Origin of the sequence: Gemmiger formicilis (assembly GCF_024462815.1) — a bacterium.
Classification (GTDB): Bacteria; Bacillota; Clostridia; order Oscillospirales; family Ruminococcaceae; genus Gemmiger.
In genome coordinates, this window is record NZ_JANGCG010000012.1 from 1 (window position 1) to 17275 (window position 17275).

At 62.0% G+C, this 17275-nt stretch carries 12 protein-coding genes; 5 read left to right on the forward strand and 7 right to left on the reverse strand.

Annotation, left to right across the window (positions count from 1 at the left end):
• Nucleotides 1–79 precede the first annotated feature (79 nt).
• From NE623_RS10465 to fsa, 4 genes are read left to right on the forward strand one after another with little or no spacing between them, the layout of a single operon-like run.
• Nucleotides 80–1663: a xylulokinase gene (locus NE623_RS10465; protein WP_256272389.1), complete on the forward strand. Its 1584-nt coding sequence runs from the start codon at nucleotides 80–82 to the stop codon at nucleotides 1661–1663.
• A 23-nt stretch (nucleotides 1664–1686) separates the two neighbouring features.
• Nucleotides 1687–3165, forward strand: a complete 1479-nt coding sequence (araA, locus tag NE623_RS10470; RefSeq protein WP_256272390.1) for an L-arabinose isomerase — start codon at nucleotides 1687–1689, stop codon at nucleotides 3163–3165.
• A gap of 8 nt (nucleotides 3166–3173) precedes the next feature.
• A complete protein-coding gene (locus NE623_RS10475) occupies nucleotides 3174–3869 on the forward strand; it encodes an L-ribulose-5-phosphate 4-epimerase (protein WP_256272391.1) in 696 nt (231 codons plus the stop codon).
• A 34-nt stretch (nucleotides 3870–3903) separates the two neighbouring features.
• Entirely contained in the window at nucleotides 3904–4563 is a 660-nt protein-coding gene (fsa, locus tag NE623_RS10480) for a fructose-6-phosphate aldolase (RefSeq protein WP_256272392.1), read from the forward strand.
• A gap of 184 nt (nucleotides 4564–4747) precedes the next feature.
• On the opposite strand, the gene NE623_RS10485 is transcribed toward fsa, so the two are convergent.
• Both NE623_RS10485 and NE623_RS10490 read right to left on the reverse strand, forming a co-directional pair.
• On the reverse strand, nucleotides 4748–5380 hold the full coding sequence (locus tag NE623_RS10485) for a DUF5684 domain-containing protein (protein ID WP_256272393.1): 633 nt from the start codon (nucleotides 5378–5380) through the stop codon (nucleotides 4748–4750).
• 219 nt (nucleotides 5381–5599) lie between these two features.
• Nucleotides 5600–8830, reverse strand: a complete 3231-nt coding sequence (locus NE623_RS10490; RefSeq protein WP_256272394.1) for a leucine-rich repeat protein — start codon at nucleotides 8828–8830, stop codon at nucleotides 5600–5602.
• A gap of 351 nt (nucleotides 8831–9181) precedes the next feature.
• Here NE623_RS10490 and NE623_RS10495 point away from each other — a divergent pair, with 351 nt between their 5' ends.
• Nucleotides 9182–10471 (forward strand): AAA family ATPase, encoded by a 1290-nt coding sequence (locus NE623_RS10495; RefSeq protein ID WP_256272395.1) that lies wholly within the window; start codon nucleotides 9182–9184, stop codon nucleotides 10469–10471.
• A 160-nt stretch (nucleotides 10472–10631) separates the two neighbouring features.
• Here NE623_RS10495 and NE623_RS10500 read toward each other — a convergent pair whose 3' ends face one another.
• From NE623_RS10500 to NE623_RS10520, 5 genes are all read right to left on the reverse strand, one after another.
• Nucleotides 10632–12230: a glycoside hydrolase family 36 protein gene (locus NE623_RS10500; RefSeq protein WP_256272396.1), complete on the reverse strand. Its 1599-nt coding sequence runs from the start codon at nucleotides 12228–12230 to the stop codon at nucleotides 10632–10634.
• A complete protein-coding gene (locus tag NE623_RS10505) occupies nucleotides 12223–13620 on the reverse strand; it encodes a glycoside-pentoside-hexuronide (GPH):cation symporter (protein WP_256272397.1) in 1398 nt (465 codons plus the stop codon). Before NE623_RS10505 ends, NE623_RS10500 begins: the two co-directional genes overlap by 8 nt.
• A 31-nt stretch (nucleotides 13621–13651) precedes the next feature.
• Nucleotides 13652–14230 (reverse strand): TetR/AcrR family transcriptional regulator, encoded by a 579-nt coding sequence (locus NE623_RS10510; RefSeq protein ID WP_256272398.1) that lies wholly within the window; start codon nucleotides 14228–14230, stop codon nucleotides 13652–13654.
• A 278-nt stretch (nucleotides 14231–14508) separates the two neighbouring features.
• Complete coding sequence (locus NE623_RS10515) at nucleotides 14509–15726, reverse strand: helix-turn-helix domain-containing protein (RefSeq protein ID WP_256272399.1); 1218 nt, start codon at nucleotides 15724–15726, stop codon at nucleotides 14509–14511.
• A 157-nt stretch (nucleotides 15727–15883) separates the two neighbouring features.
• The gene (locus NE623_RS10520; RefSeq protein ID WP_256272400.1) at nucleotides 15884–17182 is read right to left on the reverse strand and encodes a glycoside hydrolase family 1 protein; all 1299 of its coding nucleotides are present in this window, start codon (nucleotides 17180–17182) and stop codon (nucleotides 15884–15886) included.
• Nucleotides 17183–17275: the final 93 nt, after the last annotated feature.

Here is a 17275-nt window from a genome sequence, read left to right on the forward strand (position 1 = left end):
AGCAGCTTGCACTTCTCGCTCGCCGTATCGGCACTTAGAATTATGCGGTATTGCCTTACCTACTAAAGGCGGTGGCATAATGAACACATTTGAACAAAAATCCAATTCACTGGGCATTGAGCTCGGCTCCACCCGCATCAAGGCGGTGCTGGCCGCGCCGGACGGTACCGTGCTGGCCAGCGGTGCCCATGACTGGCAGAACCGGCTGGAGGGCGGCTACTGGACCTACCACCTTGACGATGTCTGGGCCGGGATCCAGGACGCCTACGCCCAGCTGAAGGCCGACTACCGCAGCCGGTACGGCCAGCCGCTGCAGACCGTGGGCGCGCTGGGCGTTTCGGCCATGATGCACGGCTATCTGCCGTTTGACAAGGCCGGGCACCAGCTGGCGGCGTTCCGCACATGGCGCAACACCACCACCCTGCCCGCCGCCACGGCGCTGACCGAGCGCTTCCACTTCAACATCCCGCAGCGGTGGAGCATTGCCCACCTCTATCAGGCCATCCTCAACGGCGAGGAGCACGTCCGGGACGTTGCCTTCCTGACCACGTTGGCGGGCTATGTCCACTGGCAGCTCACCGGCAAGAAGGTGCTGGGCATCGGCGATGCCTCCGGCGTCTTTCCCATCGACAGCGCCCGCTGCGACTATGACGCGGCCATGCTGGCCTCCTTTGACGAGCTTCTTGCCCAGAACGGCCTGCCCTATCATCTGCGCGATTTGCTGCCCACGGTGCTCTGCGCCGGGCAGGAAGCCGGTTCCCTGACCGAGGCGGGTGCCCGGCTGCTGGACCCCACCGGCGATTTGCCCGCCGGTATCCCGGTCTGCCCGCCCGAGGGGGACGCCGGTACCGGTATGGCCGCCACCAACAGCGTGGCTGCCCGCACCGGCAACGTCAGCGCGGGCACCAGCGTGTTTGCGATGGTCGTGCTGGAGCGCCCGCTGCAGCAGGTGCACCCCGAGATCGATATGGTCACCACGCCGGACGGCCGCCCGGTGGCCATGGTGCACTGCAACACCTGTACCTCCGATTTGGACGGCTGGGTCAGCCTTCTGGGCGAGATGACCGCGGCCGCGGGCGTGACGCTGACCAAAACCCAGCTGTACACCCTGTTCTACCAGAAGGCCCTTGCCGGGGCCCCCGACTGCGGCGGGCTTGTCAGCTTCAACTACTTCTCCGGCGAGCCGGTCACCGGCCTGACCGAGGGGCGTCCCCTGTTTGTGCGCCGCCCCGATGCCGACTTCACGCTGGCCAACTTTGCCCGCGCCCAGCTCTACGCCTGTATGGCCACCCTGAAAATCGGCCTCGACATTCTGTTCGGGCAGGAGCGGGTCACGGTGGACGATCTGCTGGGCCACGGCGGGCTGTTCAAAGTACCTGTGGTGGGCCAGAAGCTGCTGGCCGGGGCGCTGGGTGTGCCGGTCTCGGTGATGCAGACCGCCGGTGAGGGCGGCCCGTGGGGTATGGCCCTGCTGGCCGGCTACCGGCTGCACCGTCAGGCCGGGCAGACGCTGGAGGAATATCTGCGCGACGCCATCTTTGCCAACGCCGAGGGCAGCACCGTGCAGCCTGACGCAGCGGACAGCCGCGGTTTTGCCGCATTTTTACAGCAGTATACCCGGTGTCTTGCGGTGGAGCGTGCCGCCGCGGACGCGATGCAATAAGGCATACGTAGGAGGATGCAACCATGGAAATGCAAAGCTATGAATTCTGGTTTGTGGTTGGCAGTCAGTCGCTGTACGGCCCCGAGGTGCTGGAAACCGTGGCCAACCGTGCGGCGGAGATGGTCGGGGCGCTGAACGCCTCCGGCAATCTGCCCTGCAAGCTGGTCTACAAGGTCACCGCCAAGACCAACAAGGAAATCGCCGATGTGGTGCGCGAGGCCAACTATGACCCCCACTGCGCCGGTATCATCACCTGGTGCCACACCTTCAGCCCTTCCAAGATGTGGATCAACGGCTTTGCCAGCCTGCAAAAGCCGTACTGCCATTTTGCCACCCAGTACAACCGTGCAATCCCCAACGAGGAGATCGACATGGACTTTATGAACCTGAATCAGGCCGCGCACGGCGACCGCGAGCATGGGTTCATCGCCGCCCGGCTGCGTATGCCCCGCAAGATCATTGCCGGCTACTGGCAGGATGCGGACGTCCAGAAGCGTCTGGGCCGCTGGATGCGCACCGCGGTCGGCGTGGCCGTCTCCCGCGAGCTGAAAGTGATGCGCTTCGGCGACAATATGCGCGAGGTTGCCGTCACCGAGGGCGACAAGGTCGAGGTGCAGACCAAGCTGGGCTGGCAGGTCAACACCTGGGCCGTGGGCGACCTTGTCAAGGTGATGCACGAGGTCACCGACGCCGAGATCGACGCCCTGATGGAGGTCTACCGCGCCAGCTATGACTTTGCCACCGACAACCTTGACGCGGTGCGCTATCAGGCGCGGGAGGAGATCGCCATTAAGAAGATGCTGGACAGCGAGGGCTGCAAGGCGTTCAGCAACACCTTCCAGGATTTGTACGGTATGGAGCAGCTGCCCGGTCTGGCCAGCCAGCACCTGATGGCGCAGGGCTACGGCTACGGCGGCGAGGGCGACTGGAAGGTCGCCGCCATGACCGCCATCCTGAAGGCCATGGGCGAGGGCGGCAACGGCTGCTCGCTCTTTATGGAGGACTACACCTACAATCTGGTGCCCGGCGCGGAGTACAGCCTGGGTGCCCATATGCTGGAGGTCTGCCCCTGCTGCGCGGCCGAGCGTCCCCGCATCGAGACCCACCCGCTGGGCATCGGTATGAACGAGAAGGACCCCGCCCGCCTTGTGTTTGAGGGCAAGCCCGGCAAGGCCATTGTGGTCAGCCTGATCGATATGGGCGGCCGCCTGCGCCTGATTTGCCAGGATATTGAGTGCGTCAAGCCCATCCTGCCCATGCCCAATCTGCCGGTGGCCCGCGTGATGTGGAAGGCACTGCCCAGCCTGACCACCGGCGTGGAGTGCTGGATCACCGCGGGCGGCGCGCACCACACGGTGCTGAGCTATGACGTGACCGCCGAGCAGATGCACGACTGGGCCAACATGATGGACATTGAGTTTGTCCACATTGGCAAGGACACCACCCCCGAGGCGCTGGAGCACGATTTGTTCCTGGCCGACCTTGCGTGGAAGCTGAAGTGAGGCACCCTATGCTGGAAGAACTGAAACAACAGGTCTACGCGGCCAATATGGAGCTGCCCCGCCGCGGCCTTGTGACCTTTACCTGGGGCAATGTGTCGGGCATCGACCGCGAAAAGGGCCTCGTGGTCATCAAGCCGTCCGGTGTGGAATATGACGAACTGACGCCGGAAAAGCTCGTTGTGATGAGCCTTGACGGCGAGCGTGTGGAGGGGGAGCTCAACCCTTCCAGCGATACCAAAACCCATCTGGAGCTCTACAAGGCGTTCCCCACGCTGGGCGGCATTGTGCACACCCACAGCCCCTACGCGGTGGCGTGGGCGCAGGCCGGGGCGGACATCCCCTGCTACGGCACCACCCACGCGGATTACTTCTACGGCCCCATCCCCTGCGCCCGCCACCTGACCAAAGAAGAGCTGGACGAGGATTACGAGAAAAACACCGGCAAGGTCATTATAGAGACCTTTACCGGCCGCGGCATTGACCCGGTGGCCGTGCCGGGGGTCATCTGCCACAGCCACGGCCCCTTCACCTGGGGCAAGGATGCCGCGCAGGCCGTCTACCACGCGGTTGTGCTGGAGGAGGTCGCCAAGATGGCCCTGCTGACACGGCAGATTGCCCCCAACGCCGCTGCCGCCCCGCAGTATCTGCAGGACAAGCACTACTTGCGCAAGCATGGCCCCAACGCCTACTACGGCCAGAAATAACGGCTGCTATTCATTCAAGAAAGGACGATATACAATGAAATTCTTTATTGATACTGCCAACGTTGCCGAAATCCGCAAGGCCAATGATATGGGCGTGATTGCCGGTGTCACCACCAACCCCAGCCTGATTGCCAAGGAAGGCCGCGACTACGCCGAGACGCTGGCCGAAATCGCCACCATCGTGGACGGCCCCATCAGCGGCGAGGTCAAAGCCACCACCACCGACGCCGAGACGATGGTCAAGGAGGGCGAGGCCATCTACGCGCTCGACCCCAAGCATATGGTTGTCAAGATTCCTATGACTGTTGAGGGCCTCAAAGCCATCAAGGCGCTGTCCGCCAAGGGCATCCCCACCAACTGCACGCTGATTTTCAGCGCCAATCAGGCCCTGCTGGCCGCCCGCGCCGGTGCCACCTACGTCAGCCCCTTCTTAGGGCGTCTTGACGACATCTCCCAGCCCGGCATCGAGCTGGTTCAGAACATCCACGATATCTTCCTGAATTATCCTGACATCGAAACCCAGATTATCGCCGCCAGCGTGCGCAACCCCATCCACGTGCAGGACTGCGCACTGGCCGGTGCGGACATCGCCACCGTCCCCTACAAGGTCATCGAGCAGATGGTCCACCACCCGCTGACCGATGCCGGCATTGAGAAGTTCAAGGCCGACTATAGCAAGGTTTTTGGCGAGTAATTCCCTTACCATTCTCTTCCTGTCTTCCATAAAAAAGCTGTGCAGCGCCGTTTTTGGTACTGCACAGCTTTTTTGTTGTCCATCGTGCAGAAGTAGAATAGCTGCCGCGCACCCCTTGGCCACCTCTGCGAGGGGGCTGCCGCCGCAGCGGCTGGGGGAGAGAACCTTGCGGCTATCGCACAGCTTACGCCTGCGGCGTAGTATCGCTATTGTCCGTGGTCGGGGTCTCCTCCGGCTGGGTGGTCTGCGCGTAAATCGGGCCCTCGTGCGGCTGGGCATCCGGCTGCTCGTAGCTCACGTTGGGGTGGTCCTTGCTCGGCGCGGGCTGCTCGTAGGTGATCTCCTGCTTCGGGTGGGCGGCACGGTAGTTGTTGTACTTGTCCACCAGCTCATCATAGGAATAGCCATCCTTCGGGATGCCCAGATACTCATAGCTGCCAAAGCCCAGAATCATATTGAAGATGGGGTCCAGCAGGACAAGGCCGATGGCGAAGCCGATGCCCTGCCCGAAGGCGACCGACTGGCGGTACTTTGTGATAATGGCGATGATAGCGGCCAGAAGCGTAAACAGCGTGCTAAAAACCGGGATACCGGCGGCGGCCACGCTCAGCACCAGCGGCACAAGGAAAAGCCAGCCATTGCCCCAATAAATTTTGAACTCAATGTAGCTGTTGTAGAACGGCACAATGGATGCCCAGCCGGGCTGCCCCGCCTTGGCGAAAATCCGCCACCCCGCAACAACCTTGAGCACCACCCAGATGACGCCCAGCAGCCAGAAGGTGCTGAAAAGACCCATGATTGCCTGATAATCGTACATAGAATTCACGCTCCTCTTTATTTTGCGGTCGGTCCGCGGTTCAGGGCGCAGGGCCTCCCTTTTCGACAGTATAGCACAAATTTTGCCCCATAACAACAAGAATTTGTCATTTTGTCAAAAAACAAATGATAGATAAATCAGGTGGTATACCCGGAAATTAGGGCAGCCCGGGCCGGGCATACCCCGGGGGCGGCTGCCGTTCACCGGCCAGCCACCCTCTTACCGCCTATAATAATGCTTGTTCTCCCTGCGCCGTGGCAGAACAACCCTCACAACCACCAGCCCGCCAATGCCGCAGGCGGCGGCAACTATCGCCACAATGCCCCAGACCGGCAGCCCGGTGCGGGCCGGTTTGGTCGGCTCAACGGCGGGCGTCGCGGTCGGTGCCGGGGTCACGGTCGGTGTCGGTGCGGGTGTTTCGGTGGGGGCTGCGGTCGGCGTGGCCTGCGGGGTGGCCGTGGGGCGGCTTGCCGTGCTGCCCGCAGAGCCAGCCGCAGGCGCGGGCGTGGCGGCCAGCGCGGCGGTGTCGGTGTAGCCCTTGACGTTCGGGTAGCCGCTGAGCTGCACGGTGGTGACCGCCCCGCAGTGGTCGCAGCGGTAGCCGTCTGCCACGGCAGTCCAGTTGTGGTAGCCGCACTGCTTGCAGGTGTAGTATATGCTGTCATCCGGCGTGGGCGCGGGCGTCGCAGTCGGGGCCGGTGTGGCCGTCGGCACAGGGGTTGCCGTCGGCGCAACCGTGGGTGCCGGGGTCGGCGTGGCCGTGGGTGCCGGGGTCGGGGTTGCCGTGGGCGCGGGTACTTCCTGCACCTCCAGCTTCAGGTACCACTCCGGCGTGGCCTTCCGCTCGCAGCTGCGCACGCCTGCATCCACCACTTTATACGTTACACCGTCATTTAAAAAGAGCTCCGTCTCGCTCGGGTAGATTGAAATCCCGCCAATGTACGCAGCCCCCGGGTAGTCCTTCGGCAGATAAAATTCCAGTATAATCGGGTGCTCGCCGGTTGCAAACTCATCCGCCGAGCTGTGCAGCAGCGCGGTGCTCGTAAATTCCTTGGTCGTGACCTCGTTGCCGACACAGCCCAGCAAATCTGCCAGCGTGCTGCCGCCGCCGGTAATGCCGCTGATGTCGCTTGTGCCGCTGTAGCCAACCACGTTCTCGCTCAGGGTGTAGCGGGCGGCCTCCCAGTGCAGGTTCTCGCCCACGGTCTTGAACTGGTCATAGCCGCCCACGCCATATTCCGCGATGGCACGCTGTTTATAGCGGCTGTTCTCGTTCTGGCAGGCCAGTATGTACGCATAATTGTGCGCGGAATAGTTCACAATGTTGGGGTTGTCCTCCGCCACCAGCGAGAACCCGCTGTTGAACGCCTGATACAGCGGCAGCCACGTGTCAATCGCGGCGTTGTCGGCAAAGGTGCGGTAGTCGGCGTACGGCGCTTTGGGCGCGCTGCCGCCGCTGACTGTGACCGTGGCAACAAAATACCGCTGCCCGACCACGGCATAAATCTCGGCGGTGCCGTTGGCCACGGCGGTGATGGTGCCGCTGCCGCTCACGGTTGCCACCGTGTTGTCAGAGGACGCATACTGCACCAGCTTTGCCGGGGCGTTGGCCACGGTAAAATCGGCGCTCTCCCCCGCCTGCAGGCGGAACGCCGCCGCGCTGGCCTGCGGCTCGCCGGTAAAGCAGGCCACCTCGTTCTGCAGCGCGTAGTCCAGCACGGCCGTGTTGTCGGCCCCCGCACGGAGCGAGAACCCCTCGGTGTGCTTTTCCTCGCCCATATCATCGCCATAGCCCACCGCACGCTTGCCCAGCGTGGTCACGCTGTCGGGCAGCGTCACCGTTTTGGTAGCGGTGTTGACGATGGCGTGCGGGCCGATTTTGGTCACGCCGCTCGGCACGGTGAAGGCCTCCGCCCCGCCCAGATACGCCACCAGCGTCTTGTCATCGTCGGCGTACAGCGCGCCGTCCGCCCAGGTGTAGTGCGGGTTGGTGGGCTTCAGCGTCAGCGTGATGCCCTGCCCGCACCCGGCAAAGGCCGCAGCGGTAAGGCTGGTCACGGTGTCCGGCAGCGCCAGCGTTTCCAGCGCACTGCAGGAGGCAAACGCGCCGTCCTTAATCGTGCGCAGGCCCTCGGTCAGGGCCACAGTGGAAAGCGCCCGGCAGCCCCGGAACGTCCCGGCTTTGAGCACGGTCACGCCCTGCGGAATGTTGATGCTTTGCAGGCCGCTGCACATGGCAAAGGCCCGGCTGCCGATTTCCTTCACGCTGTCCGGCAGCTGAATTTCCGTAATATAGCTTGCTTCAAAGAACGCATTATCGGCAATTTTTGTCACGCCTTCCGGCACGGTAAACACCACCGGGTCCGCGCTGGAGCCGCCGTCCTCGTCAAGCGCTGCAGGCGTTTCCGGTTCGCCCGCGGGTGCGCCCCACATCGCCGGGACGCTCAGCAGCGCAGTTCCATCCTTCGTGTACAGCGCGCCGTCCACGGCGGTGTAGGCCGTGTTGCCCGCGGCCACGGTGTAGGCCGCAAGGCCGCCGCCCATCGTGCTCACGTCATTCAGCGGCAAGCCGATTTTCGTGACCGATGCCGGGATGTTCAGCTCGTCCAGCGTCAGCCCCGCAAACGCCCGCTTGCCAATCGTTGTAACGCCCTCGCCGAGCGTGACCTCCGTCAGGCCGCTCTCCGCAAACGCGCCCTCGCCAATGGCGGCGCAGCGCAGCTCGGCCTTGTTCAGGCTGCTGTGCAGGAACGCATAGTCGCCGATGCTGGTGAGCTTGCTGGGCAGCGCGATGGTTTTCATCCCGCAGTTCACAAAGGCGCGGTCGCCGATGGCGGTCATCGTGTCGGGCAGGGTGACGCTTGCAAGCTCGGTGCAGCCGTAAAAGGTCTGCGCGGGCAGCGTGGTCAGCCCCTTGCCGATGGTGGCGCTGGTCAGCGCCGCACACTCCGAGAAGGCGTGGATGCCCATTTGGGTCACGCTGTCGGGGATGGTGATGGAGGTGAGCGCGCGGCAGCAGTAGAAGGCGCTGTCGCCAAGGCTTTTTACGCTGTCCGGCAGTTCCACCGTCTCCAGCCGGGCGCAGCTGAAGAACGCGCCCTCGCCCACCGTGACAAGGCTGCCCGGCAGGCTGACCGTGGTCAGGCCGGTGCAGTCGTTGAAGGCGAAATCGCCGATTTCGGTCACGCCGTCCGGGATGGTGACGGCGGTCAGGCTCTGGTTTTGGGCAAAGGCGCTCTCGCCGATTTTGGTCACCGCCGCGCCGCCCAGCTTTTCGGGCAGTACCAGCGCGGTGTCAGCGCCGTCATAGCCGGTGATAACGGCGGTACCATCCGCGCCGATGGTATAGGTATACCCGGCGTCGCTGTCCGCAAAAGCAGCCGGGGCGAACACAGAGACCGACAGCAGCACCGCGGAAAATGCTGCCGCCCGCAGAGTCGAACGAACCATAATGCGCATCCTTTCACTGAAACGGCTTCGTATACCTATATTAAACCACATTTCGCCGTAAATGTGTGTAAATTTTTGCACGAAATTTGGAATTTTTTGAAGGTGACTTCATCCCCGCCCCTACCGCACTATTCCAGGAGACTGTAGGGCGGGATGACCCCATCCCGCCGCAACCTCACGCCGCCTCCTTCCCCCGGTTCGCCACCCACCCAAACTATTTATTATCTATTATTTTTTCAGTAAATTTCCCAAACATTTCGCAAAATTTCATTGTATTTCACAGAGCTTTCGTGTACAATTAGATACAACCTTAAGTGGTTATATAACGTCAAATTACAACAAGGAGGTTCTATGAGCGAACAAAACCAAACCCCAAAGCCCCGGATTTCGCTGGAAAAATTTGAAAAATGGCTGGTTCTGCAGGAGCCCGGCTGGCTGCTGACGCCCAAGGCGTACCTGTTCTGCGTGGACGGCTGCGGCCCGGACGAGGTCTGCCAGCGGTTCGGCATGGTGGAAAGCATCAGCCAGCGCGCCGGCAAAACTGCCGAGGAAATCGCCAGCTGGCACAAAACCAACGGTGGTATGTATGAATCTGACCCCGCGCTCTTTGCCGAGGCCGTCTACGCCTACGAGCGCCGCGAGAAGGCCGCTATGACCGTGCTGCAATTCGTCTCGGACGTGAAGCCCAAAAAGGCCGAGTACCTCATCCCGCCCTATCTGCCCAAGGGGATGCTGACCGTGCTGGGCGGCGTGTCGGGCGTGGGTAAAACGTGGCTGGCGCTGCACTGGGCGGCGCGGGTCAGCCACAGTTTTATGCCGGAGGAGCCCGGCGCGGTCTACTACTTCACGCAGGAGAACGACCCCGCCATCGTGCTGCAGCCCCGGTTGGAGGCGCTGGGCGCCGACCAGACGCGGGTGGCCATCCAGCGCTTTGACGAGAGAGCGTCCGGCCTGACGCTGGACGATGCCCGCATTGAGTCGGCGGCGCTGCTGGTGCCGCCCAAGTTGGTGATTTTTGACCCGATACAGAGCTACCTAGGCGCGGGGGTGGAGATGAACAAGGCCAACGAGGTGCGCCCCGTGCTGGACTGGCTGGGCCGGTTTGCGCAGCGGTACAACTGCGCGGTGGTGCTGGTCAGCCATATGGCAAAGCCCAGCGCCACCAACGCGGATGCGCTGGACAGGCTGCTGGGCTCAAGTGATTTTCGCAATGCGGCGCGCAGTATTGTGATTGTGGGCCGCGACCCCGATGACCCCGAGGTGCGTGTGTTTGCCCACGCCAAGAACTCTTTGGGTGAGCCGGGCGCAAGCCGCCGCTACCGTGTGGGTGACAGCGGCGTGCAGCTGCTGGACACCTGTGATTTGACCGCGAATGAAATCATCCGCGCCACGGCCCGCAGTGTCGGGCGGCCCACCGGCAGCCGCGCTGCCGAGGATTTGTTGGCGCTGCTGCACCCCCGCGGCTGGGTCACCGCCGATGAGGTGAGGCAGCTGTGCGAGGAGAAGGGGTATCAGATGCGCACGTTGCAGTATGCGGCAAGGCAGCTGGGGTTGAAGCATATGCAAACAGGCGGCGGTGCCACACGAAAAGATTGGTGGTTATTGCCGGGCACTTCCACACAGCAGATAAAAGTTGGATGAAAAAAACTCTCTATTATCATTATAATTTTTTTCGTTCAATTTTTTAACCAAAATTCTATGTGTTTTTTTGTGCAAAAAGTTGAACGAAAAAAATACATATATAATAGGGGAATTTATTGCGTCCAACTTTTGTACCATCCCGCAAACCGTAGGGGCGGGGTCAACCGACCCGGATACTGTGCCGCTGTCCGTTGAGGGTATACCCAATCTCAACCGCGCCATTCCCGGCATCCGCGTTGACCTGTACATCCTGTGCATTCTCGGCTATATCGCGCACGGCGGCGTACTGTTGGCGCATGGCGGGGGTGTAGCGGCCGGGGTCGTCGGAGGTCAGCAGGATGCCGCTGAACAGCGCGTTCACCGTGGCAAGGGCGGTTTTCTGCGCGGCGGTCAGCTTGCAGTTCTCCGCGCGCAGGAAAAACACATCCGGGTCGCTGCCGTAGGCGCGGCCGTTGAGCTGGCGGCGGAAAATCGTGTTGCCGATGCTCTGCCGGGTCGAGATACGCTCCCGGTGGAAGAGCCGCATATACCACACATCGTCCCAGTCCAGCCCCACATCGCAGCCGATGCGGCAGTAGTCCACCACGCCGAACGCGGGCATAACCGGCACGCCGCAGCCCAGTATCAGCTTGTCGCCGCACCAGTCGCGCAGCAGCGCCATCGCCCGCTGCATCCGGGCGGCGCGGGACTCGCGCTCGTTGCCAAACGGCGCTGCGCCGTACAAAAAGTCCAGCTTGACAAGGTCAAAGCCCCACTCGTTCAGCACGCGGTCGAACACCCGCTTCAGGTAGTCCAGCACCGCGGGGTTGTCAATGTCCAGCGCGTAGGAGCTGCTCCAGCCGCCGCCGCAGCACCACGGCGCGCCGTTGACCTGCAGCAGCCAGTCAGGGTGGTCGCGGTAGAGCGCCGACTCCTTCTCGCAGACGAACGGTGCCAGCCAGAGCCCGGCCAGAAAGCCGTCCGCGTGGGCGGCATCCGCCAGCCCGCGCAGGCCGTGCGGGAACTTGGCGGGGTCGGTTTCGAGCCAGTCGCCGACCTTCGGCTCCCAGCCATCGTCAATCTGGAACAAATCCCCCGGCTTAAAAAGTGACTTACAGCCGTCCAAATCCTGCCGGATGCCCGCCTCGTCAATGTTCTGATAGCGGTTGTACCAGCTGGAATAGCCCGCCAGCTTCTTGCCGGTGCGCGCCCGGCAGCCCAGCGCCGCAAACCACGCGTCAAAGACCTCGTCCTCGGTGCCCTCGGCAAAAAAGAGGTCAAACGCGGCAAACGCGCCGCCGTTGTGGCGCACCCCGGCGCAGTCGCGCTCGATGCGCAGCACCGCGGCCTTGGCGTCATAGTAGAAAATCGTGTAGCCGGGTGTCTCATCAAGGCTGGCCACAAGGCGGTAGTGCGCCCCGCGCCGGAAATAGCAGTAGGAAAAGCCGTGGCTGCAGCCCTTTTGCTTGCTGTAGCGCACAAAATGGTAGTCGCCGTAGCGGTCAAAGGCGTACTTGTCCAACAGGAGCTTGGGGATGCGGTCGGTGCCGCGCTGTTTGTCCCATTTTGACAATTCGGGGCACTCTGTCCATGTCTGGTAGCCGTTCATAAACAGCTTTTCGCCCTCCGCCATCGCCCACGGCAGGGTGGCGGCGGCGTTTTCAAGCGTACCGGCTGGCAGCGCTGCAGTCAGGTGCAAAGCCCCCTGCCCTGCCGGAATCGTCGCTTTATCGTCATAATTACCCGCCGTTGTGGCGGCGTGCCAGTGCAGCTCAGCCATGGTAGGTTTTCTCCTTTTCTGTCTTGGCGTGCAGCTCGGCGCTGATTTCAGCGGCGCGCGCATCGGTCAGGGTGAACTTGCGGCGGAAGAGCACCAGCGCGGCGGCCAGCACCACCATCGGCAGCACGGTCATCATCAGCCGCAGGCCCAGCAGGGTCGAGGCGCTCTGCGCGGCAATGGGGCCGGTCTCGTCGGTGTTGCCCGCCAGACCAATCAAATCCAGCCCGATGCCGGTCAGGAACACGGCCACGCCGGACGCGGCCTTGACCACGAAGGTCTGCATCGAGAAAATCACGCTCTCCTCGCGCCGGCCGGTCTTGCGCTGGCCATAATCCACGCTGTTGGACAAAAACAGCGTGGTCAGCACGCTGAGCATACCATTGCAGGCAAACACCACCACGCCGGGGATGCAGAGCAGCGCCAGACTGCCGGAGAAGCCGGTCAGGCACATCACCAGCAGCACGGCATAGCCGCCCAGCGCGGCCACAAGGCTGGCGGTAAAAACTTGCGTATTGTTGAGCTTTTTGCGCAGCAGCGGGTAGAGCACCATCATACCCAGAATCTGCGCCGCGCCGCCAATCGTCGAGAACAGCGTGTAGCTGGCCTTCCAGCCCACGCCGCCAAAGTCATATTTAAAGAAGTAAATCACGAAGTTGGAGGTCAGGTAGAGCGCCGAGTTGATCAGAACGATGCTGCCCACCACCACAAGCGCCTGGTCGTTGGAGAACAGTGCCTTGAACATTTCACGCACAGTCGCGGTTTTCATCTCGCTGCCGCTGGTCTCGCGCACGCTGGCGCAGCAGAGGGTCTCGGTCACAACGAAAATCACGGCCACGAGCAGCGCCACCCAGCGGAAGCCTGCGCGCTCACTCTCGCCGCCGAACGCGCCGACGAGCAGCATCGTGAACATGGCAATCAGCGCCGAGCCGACGCCCGCGCAGGTGCGGCCGATGACCGACAGCTTCTCGCGGTCGGCGGGGGTGCGGGTCACGGCGGGAATCATCGACCAGTAGGGAATGTCCATCATCGTGTAGGTGACGCCCCACAGGATGTAGATGACGCTGAAATAGACCATCATCCCCGCGCCCGCAAGCACCGGCGCGGCAAACAGCGCGTAGAGCACCACGGCGTTGAGCACCGTGCCGGAGAAAATCCATGGCCGGAAGCGGCCCCAGCGGGTGCGCGTCTTGGCGACAATCACCCCCATAAAGGGGTCATTGAAGGCGTCAAAAACACGTGCTATCATCAGAATCAGCCCCACGAAGGTGGCCGAAAGCCCGAGCACGTCCTGATAGTAGTACATAACGTAAGACGCCGAGAGGGCGTAGACCATATCCTTGCCCACGGCGCCGATGCCAAAAGCGGCCTTTTGCCTGGTTGTCAGTTCCATGATGTATTCTCCCTTTGTCAGCCGGCGGCGTTCATCGAATCAGAAGCCCATCCAGCAGTATACCCATCATTTCGTCCAGCGCCCTCGCGTAGGGGATGCCCTGCTGCTCCAGTGTGCGGTCGGCGAGGAAGCTCTCAATCGAGGCCGCAATCATCCGCTGCAGCACCGGCAGCGAGACGGTGCGGATGACGCTCTGTTCCATCGCCTGCTGCAGCAGCGCGAGGGTGGGCTCCCAGCCGGTTTCCAGATGCTGGCGCACGCGGGCGGCCACGCGGGGGTATTTTTCATCCAGCAAATCCATCTGCTGCAAATCCAGCGCGGTGTATTCCTCCGGCAGGGCGATGATGACGGCGCGGAGCTTGTCGGTCAGCGTGCCGGGGCCGTCCAGAATGGCCTGTTTGCGGGCGTGGATATGCGCAAAGGCATCGTCCACCATATCGAGCAGCAGCGCCTCCTTGGAGGGGTAGACCGCGTAGATGGTTTTTTTGCTGATGTGGATGGCGCGTGCCGCTTCCTGCATCGTGAAGCGCAGTCCCTCGCGCCGGAAGAGCTCCATCCCGACCGCCCGCAATCGTTCACGCAGGGCGGTTTGTGAAGGTGTTTCGTCCATTTTTTGCACCTCTTTGGTTGGGACCGTAGGGGCGGCGTCCCCGACGGCGTGGCGGATGGGAAACGGCATATGCCTTGGAAACCAAATCTTACTTTCCGGTTTCCATTCTAATCCGGAAGCCGGGAATCTGCAAGGGGGTTTGTGTGGATTCTCTGTTTTATCCAAACGGGGCGTGTGAATTTCGGCGGTTTGACGAATAAAAAAGCGTCCTGCCGGGGCTATCTGCCCGGCAGGGCGTCGGATTCACGGTTATAGGGCCAGCGGCTTGTACCGTTGGGTCAGGATCTTTCGCGGTATTCCATGGGGGTCTGGCCGGTGACGTCCTGAAAGACGCGGCTGAAATAGTTGCGCGTGCTGAAGGACAGCGCGGCGGCGATGTCCTGTATGCTCTGGTCGGTGCTCTTTAAAAGCACCTTGGCACGTTCTATTTTGGCAAACTTGGCGTAGTCGGTCACGCTCAGGCCGGTTTCCTCCTTGAACTTGTGGGTCAGGTAATACTCGGTGTAGCCCACCAGCGCGGCAAGGTCCGCGGCGCGGATCTTCTCATCGAGGTGCATCTCGATGTAGTCCACGCACTTCTGCACCTGTTGGCTGAGCTTGGGGTTGGTGCGGCATTTATGGACGCGCCGGATGAAATCATCGTACATCATATGGGAAAGCGGGTTCAGCTCGTCCAGCGTGTGGGCGGATTCCGCGGTCTGGATGTAGTTGTCGCCCAGCGCGTAGGCCTCCTCCGGCGAGAGCCCACCCTCGATGGCGGCGCGGCAGACCAGCGAGGTGAACACGATGATGCTGGTCTTGCTCTGGCGCAGGGCATCGTCACTGCGCACCGGCACGCCCGCGCTGATGCCCATACTGGCCGAAAGCGCCTGCCGGTAGTTCAGATCCCCGGTGCGCACCATCTGCAGCAGGCCCTGTTCCGCCATATACACCTTGTGGCGGTCATGCCCGGGGCTGTGCACCGTGTTGGGTATCTGGGGCATACACTCGCTGTTGATGTCGCTGACAGCCAGATGCTCGCCGGTCAGGCAGTAGTGCAGCATCAGGGTGTAGCGGTCGAGGATCGTGTTCTGCAGCGCCGGCACCTTCTTGATGATTTCGTAAAACTGCATCGTCCACGCCACACTGATTTCCATCTGGCTGTAGTAGGCCAGCCCCTGTTCAATGCCGCGCATCGAGACATCCTGATAGAACACCGGGCCGATGACCCACGCGTGCTTTAACGTATCACCGTCCTTTTCAAAGGCGGCAGCCCACATCATACCCAGCGCCGTGCCCAGCGTGATGGGCGTGGCGTGTTCCCTGCCGTATTCCACCATCCGCTGCACGCAGCCGAACACCGAGAACGCGCCCGAGAGGAACGCCTCATCGGGGCAGTTGCTTTTCAGCAGGGTACCGTCGGCGTTATAGCACCAGGTGTAGACGCTGCCGCCGCACTGGATGAGCTCGGAAAAGAGCGTTGAGTTTTTGAGAATATCCATGCCGTAGGGTTCCATTTGTGCACCTCCGTCAGGGATAGTATAGCATACGGTTTGCGCAAATAATAGATAATAAATAATAAATAATAAATATGTTGGGTGGGTGGTTGACCCGGTAACGGCCGGGCCGGGTATGCCCGGCCCCTACGGCGCTGCATTGTTTGGGTAGGCCTTCTTATTGCGCGGCGCTGCCAAGGACGGCCAGGCTGGGTTTGGGGGTGCGGGCCATGGTGGTGCGGTCAACGGCAATCAGGCCAAAGTTCATGGCAAAGCCCTTCTGCCACTCAAAGTTGTCCATCAGGCTCCAATGGAAGTAGCCCTTCACCGGCAGGCCGTCGGCAATGCAGCGCTGCACGCCTGCCAGCGCCTGCTCGATAAAGGCCACGCGGCGGGTATCGTCCGCCGTGGCAATGCCGTTCTCGGTCACCATCAAATCACCGTGGAACGCTTGCGCCACCTTGCGGATCACGTTTTCCAGCGCCTGCGGGTAAACTTCGTAGTTCATCTGGGTCAGCTCGGCACCCTCGGGCGCGGGCAGCTGGCCGGTGGGGCCGTAGAGCGTGCGGGTGTAGTTCTGCACACCGAGGAAATCGTCATCCTGAATGTACGGCAGATAGTGGGTAAACTCCTCCTCCCACGCGGCGGCGGCAAATGCCTCGCCGCCCGGCTGGGCCTGCAAATCGTGCAGGGAGAGCGTCAGGCCGACCTTCACATCGGGGCAGACCGCCTTGATGGCCTCCTTGGCCGCCCTGTGGGCGCGCATCACCAGCAAATCGCCCTCGGGCGTGCGCTCGCTGACGAAGATTTTCGGCTGCGGGTCACCGAACACTGCGGCGTTCTCGGCGGCGGCAAACTTCATATTCTCCATCATCTTCTGGAAGTTCATACCCACCTGTACACTGCCCTCGGCAGACTTGCCGCTGGCAGCGGCGGCCTTGGCGGCCTGCTCGGCCATCAGGCGGAACCGCTTGGAGATAGCGGCCAGCTGCAGGCCCATATTGGCCTCGTTGATGGTGCAGACATAGTGCAGCGCACTGCCCAGCTGCTCCATCACGTAGGTGACGTACCTTTTAAAGTAGGCAACCGTGCTCTCGGCCTCCCAGCCGCCCTTGCAAATCAGCCACTTGGGGCTGGTGAAGTGGAGCAGCGTCACCACCGGCTCAACGCCGTGCGCCTTACAGCAGGCGATCACCTTGCGGTAATGCTCGATTTCGGTGGGGTCAAACTTTCCCTCCTCCGGCTCGATGCGCGCCCACTCGATGGAGAAGCGGTAGGCGTTCAGACCGGCATCGGCCAGCAGTTGAATGTCCTCCTCGTACCGATTATAATGGTCACAGGCAAGGCCGCTGGGCTCGGCGAAGCTCGAGTGGGGCAGCTGCTCCTGCGCCCAGTAATCGCTGTGGAGGTTGTTGCCTTCCACCTGATGGGCGGCCGTGGCCGCACCGACAAAAAAGCCTTTTTCAAATTTCTGCATGGTGGTTCTCCTTCTTATAAAATACGCGGTTTGCTGCTGCAAGAGCCATGCGGGCCGGTATCGTCCGGCGGGCGCAGGGCTCTGGTTTCTGTG

Excerpts from the sequence above, each read along its gene's own strand:
- NE623_RS10465 (WP_256272389.1), top strand. The coding sequence starts at position 80 with ATGAACACATTTGAACAAAAATCCAATTCACTGGGCATTGAGCTCGGC.
- araA (WP_256272390.1), top strand. The coding sequence starts at position 1,687 with ATGGAAATGCAAAGCTATGAATTCTGGTTTGTGGTTGGCAGTCAGTCG.
- NE623_RS10475 (WP_256272391.1), top strand. The coding sequence starts at position 3,174 with ATGCTGGAAGAACTGAAACAACAGGTCTACGCGGCCAATATGGAGCTG.
- fsa (WP_256272392.1), top strand. The coding sequence starts at position 3,904 with ATGAAATTCTTTATTGATACTGCCAACGTTGCCGAAATCCGCAAGGCC.
- NE623_RS10485 (WP_256272393.1), bottom strand. The coding sequence starts at position 5,380 with ATGTACGATTATCAGGCAATCATGGGTCTTTTCAGCACCTTCTGGCTG.
- NE623_RS10490 (WP_256272394.1), bottom strand. The coding sequence starts at position 8,830 with ATGGTTCGTTCGACTCTGCGGGCGGCAGCATTTTCCGCGGTGCTGCTG.
- NE623_RS10495 (WP_256272395.1), top strand. The coding sequence starts at position 9,182 with ATGAGCGAACAAAACCAAACCCCAAAGCCCCGGATTTCGCTGGAAAAA.
- NE623_RS10500 (WP_256272396.1), bottom strand. The coding sequence starts at position 12,230 with ATGGCTGAGCTGCACTGGCACGCCGCCACAACGGCGGGTAATTATGAC.
- NE623_RS10505 (WP_256272397.1), bottom strand. The coding sequence starts at position 13,620 with ATGGAACTGACAACCAGGCAAAAGGCCGCTTTTGGCATCGGCGCCGTG.
- NE623_RS10510 (WP_256272398.1), bottom strand. The coding sequence starts at position 14,230 with ATGGACGAAACACCTTCACAAACCGCCCTGCGTGAACGATTGCGGGCG.
- NE623_RS10515 (WP_256272399.1), bottom strand. The coding sequence starts at position 15,726 with ATGGAACCCTACGGCATGGATATTCTCAAAAACTCAACGCTCTTTTCC.
- NE623_RS10520 (WP_256272400.1), bottom strand. The coding sequence starts at position 17,182 with ATGCAGAAATTTGAAAAAGGCTTTTTTGTCGGTGCGGCCACGGCCGCC.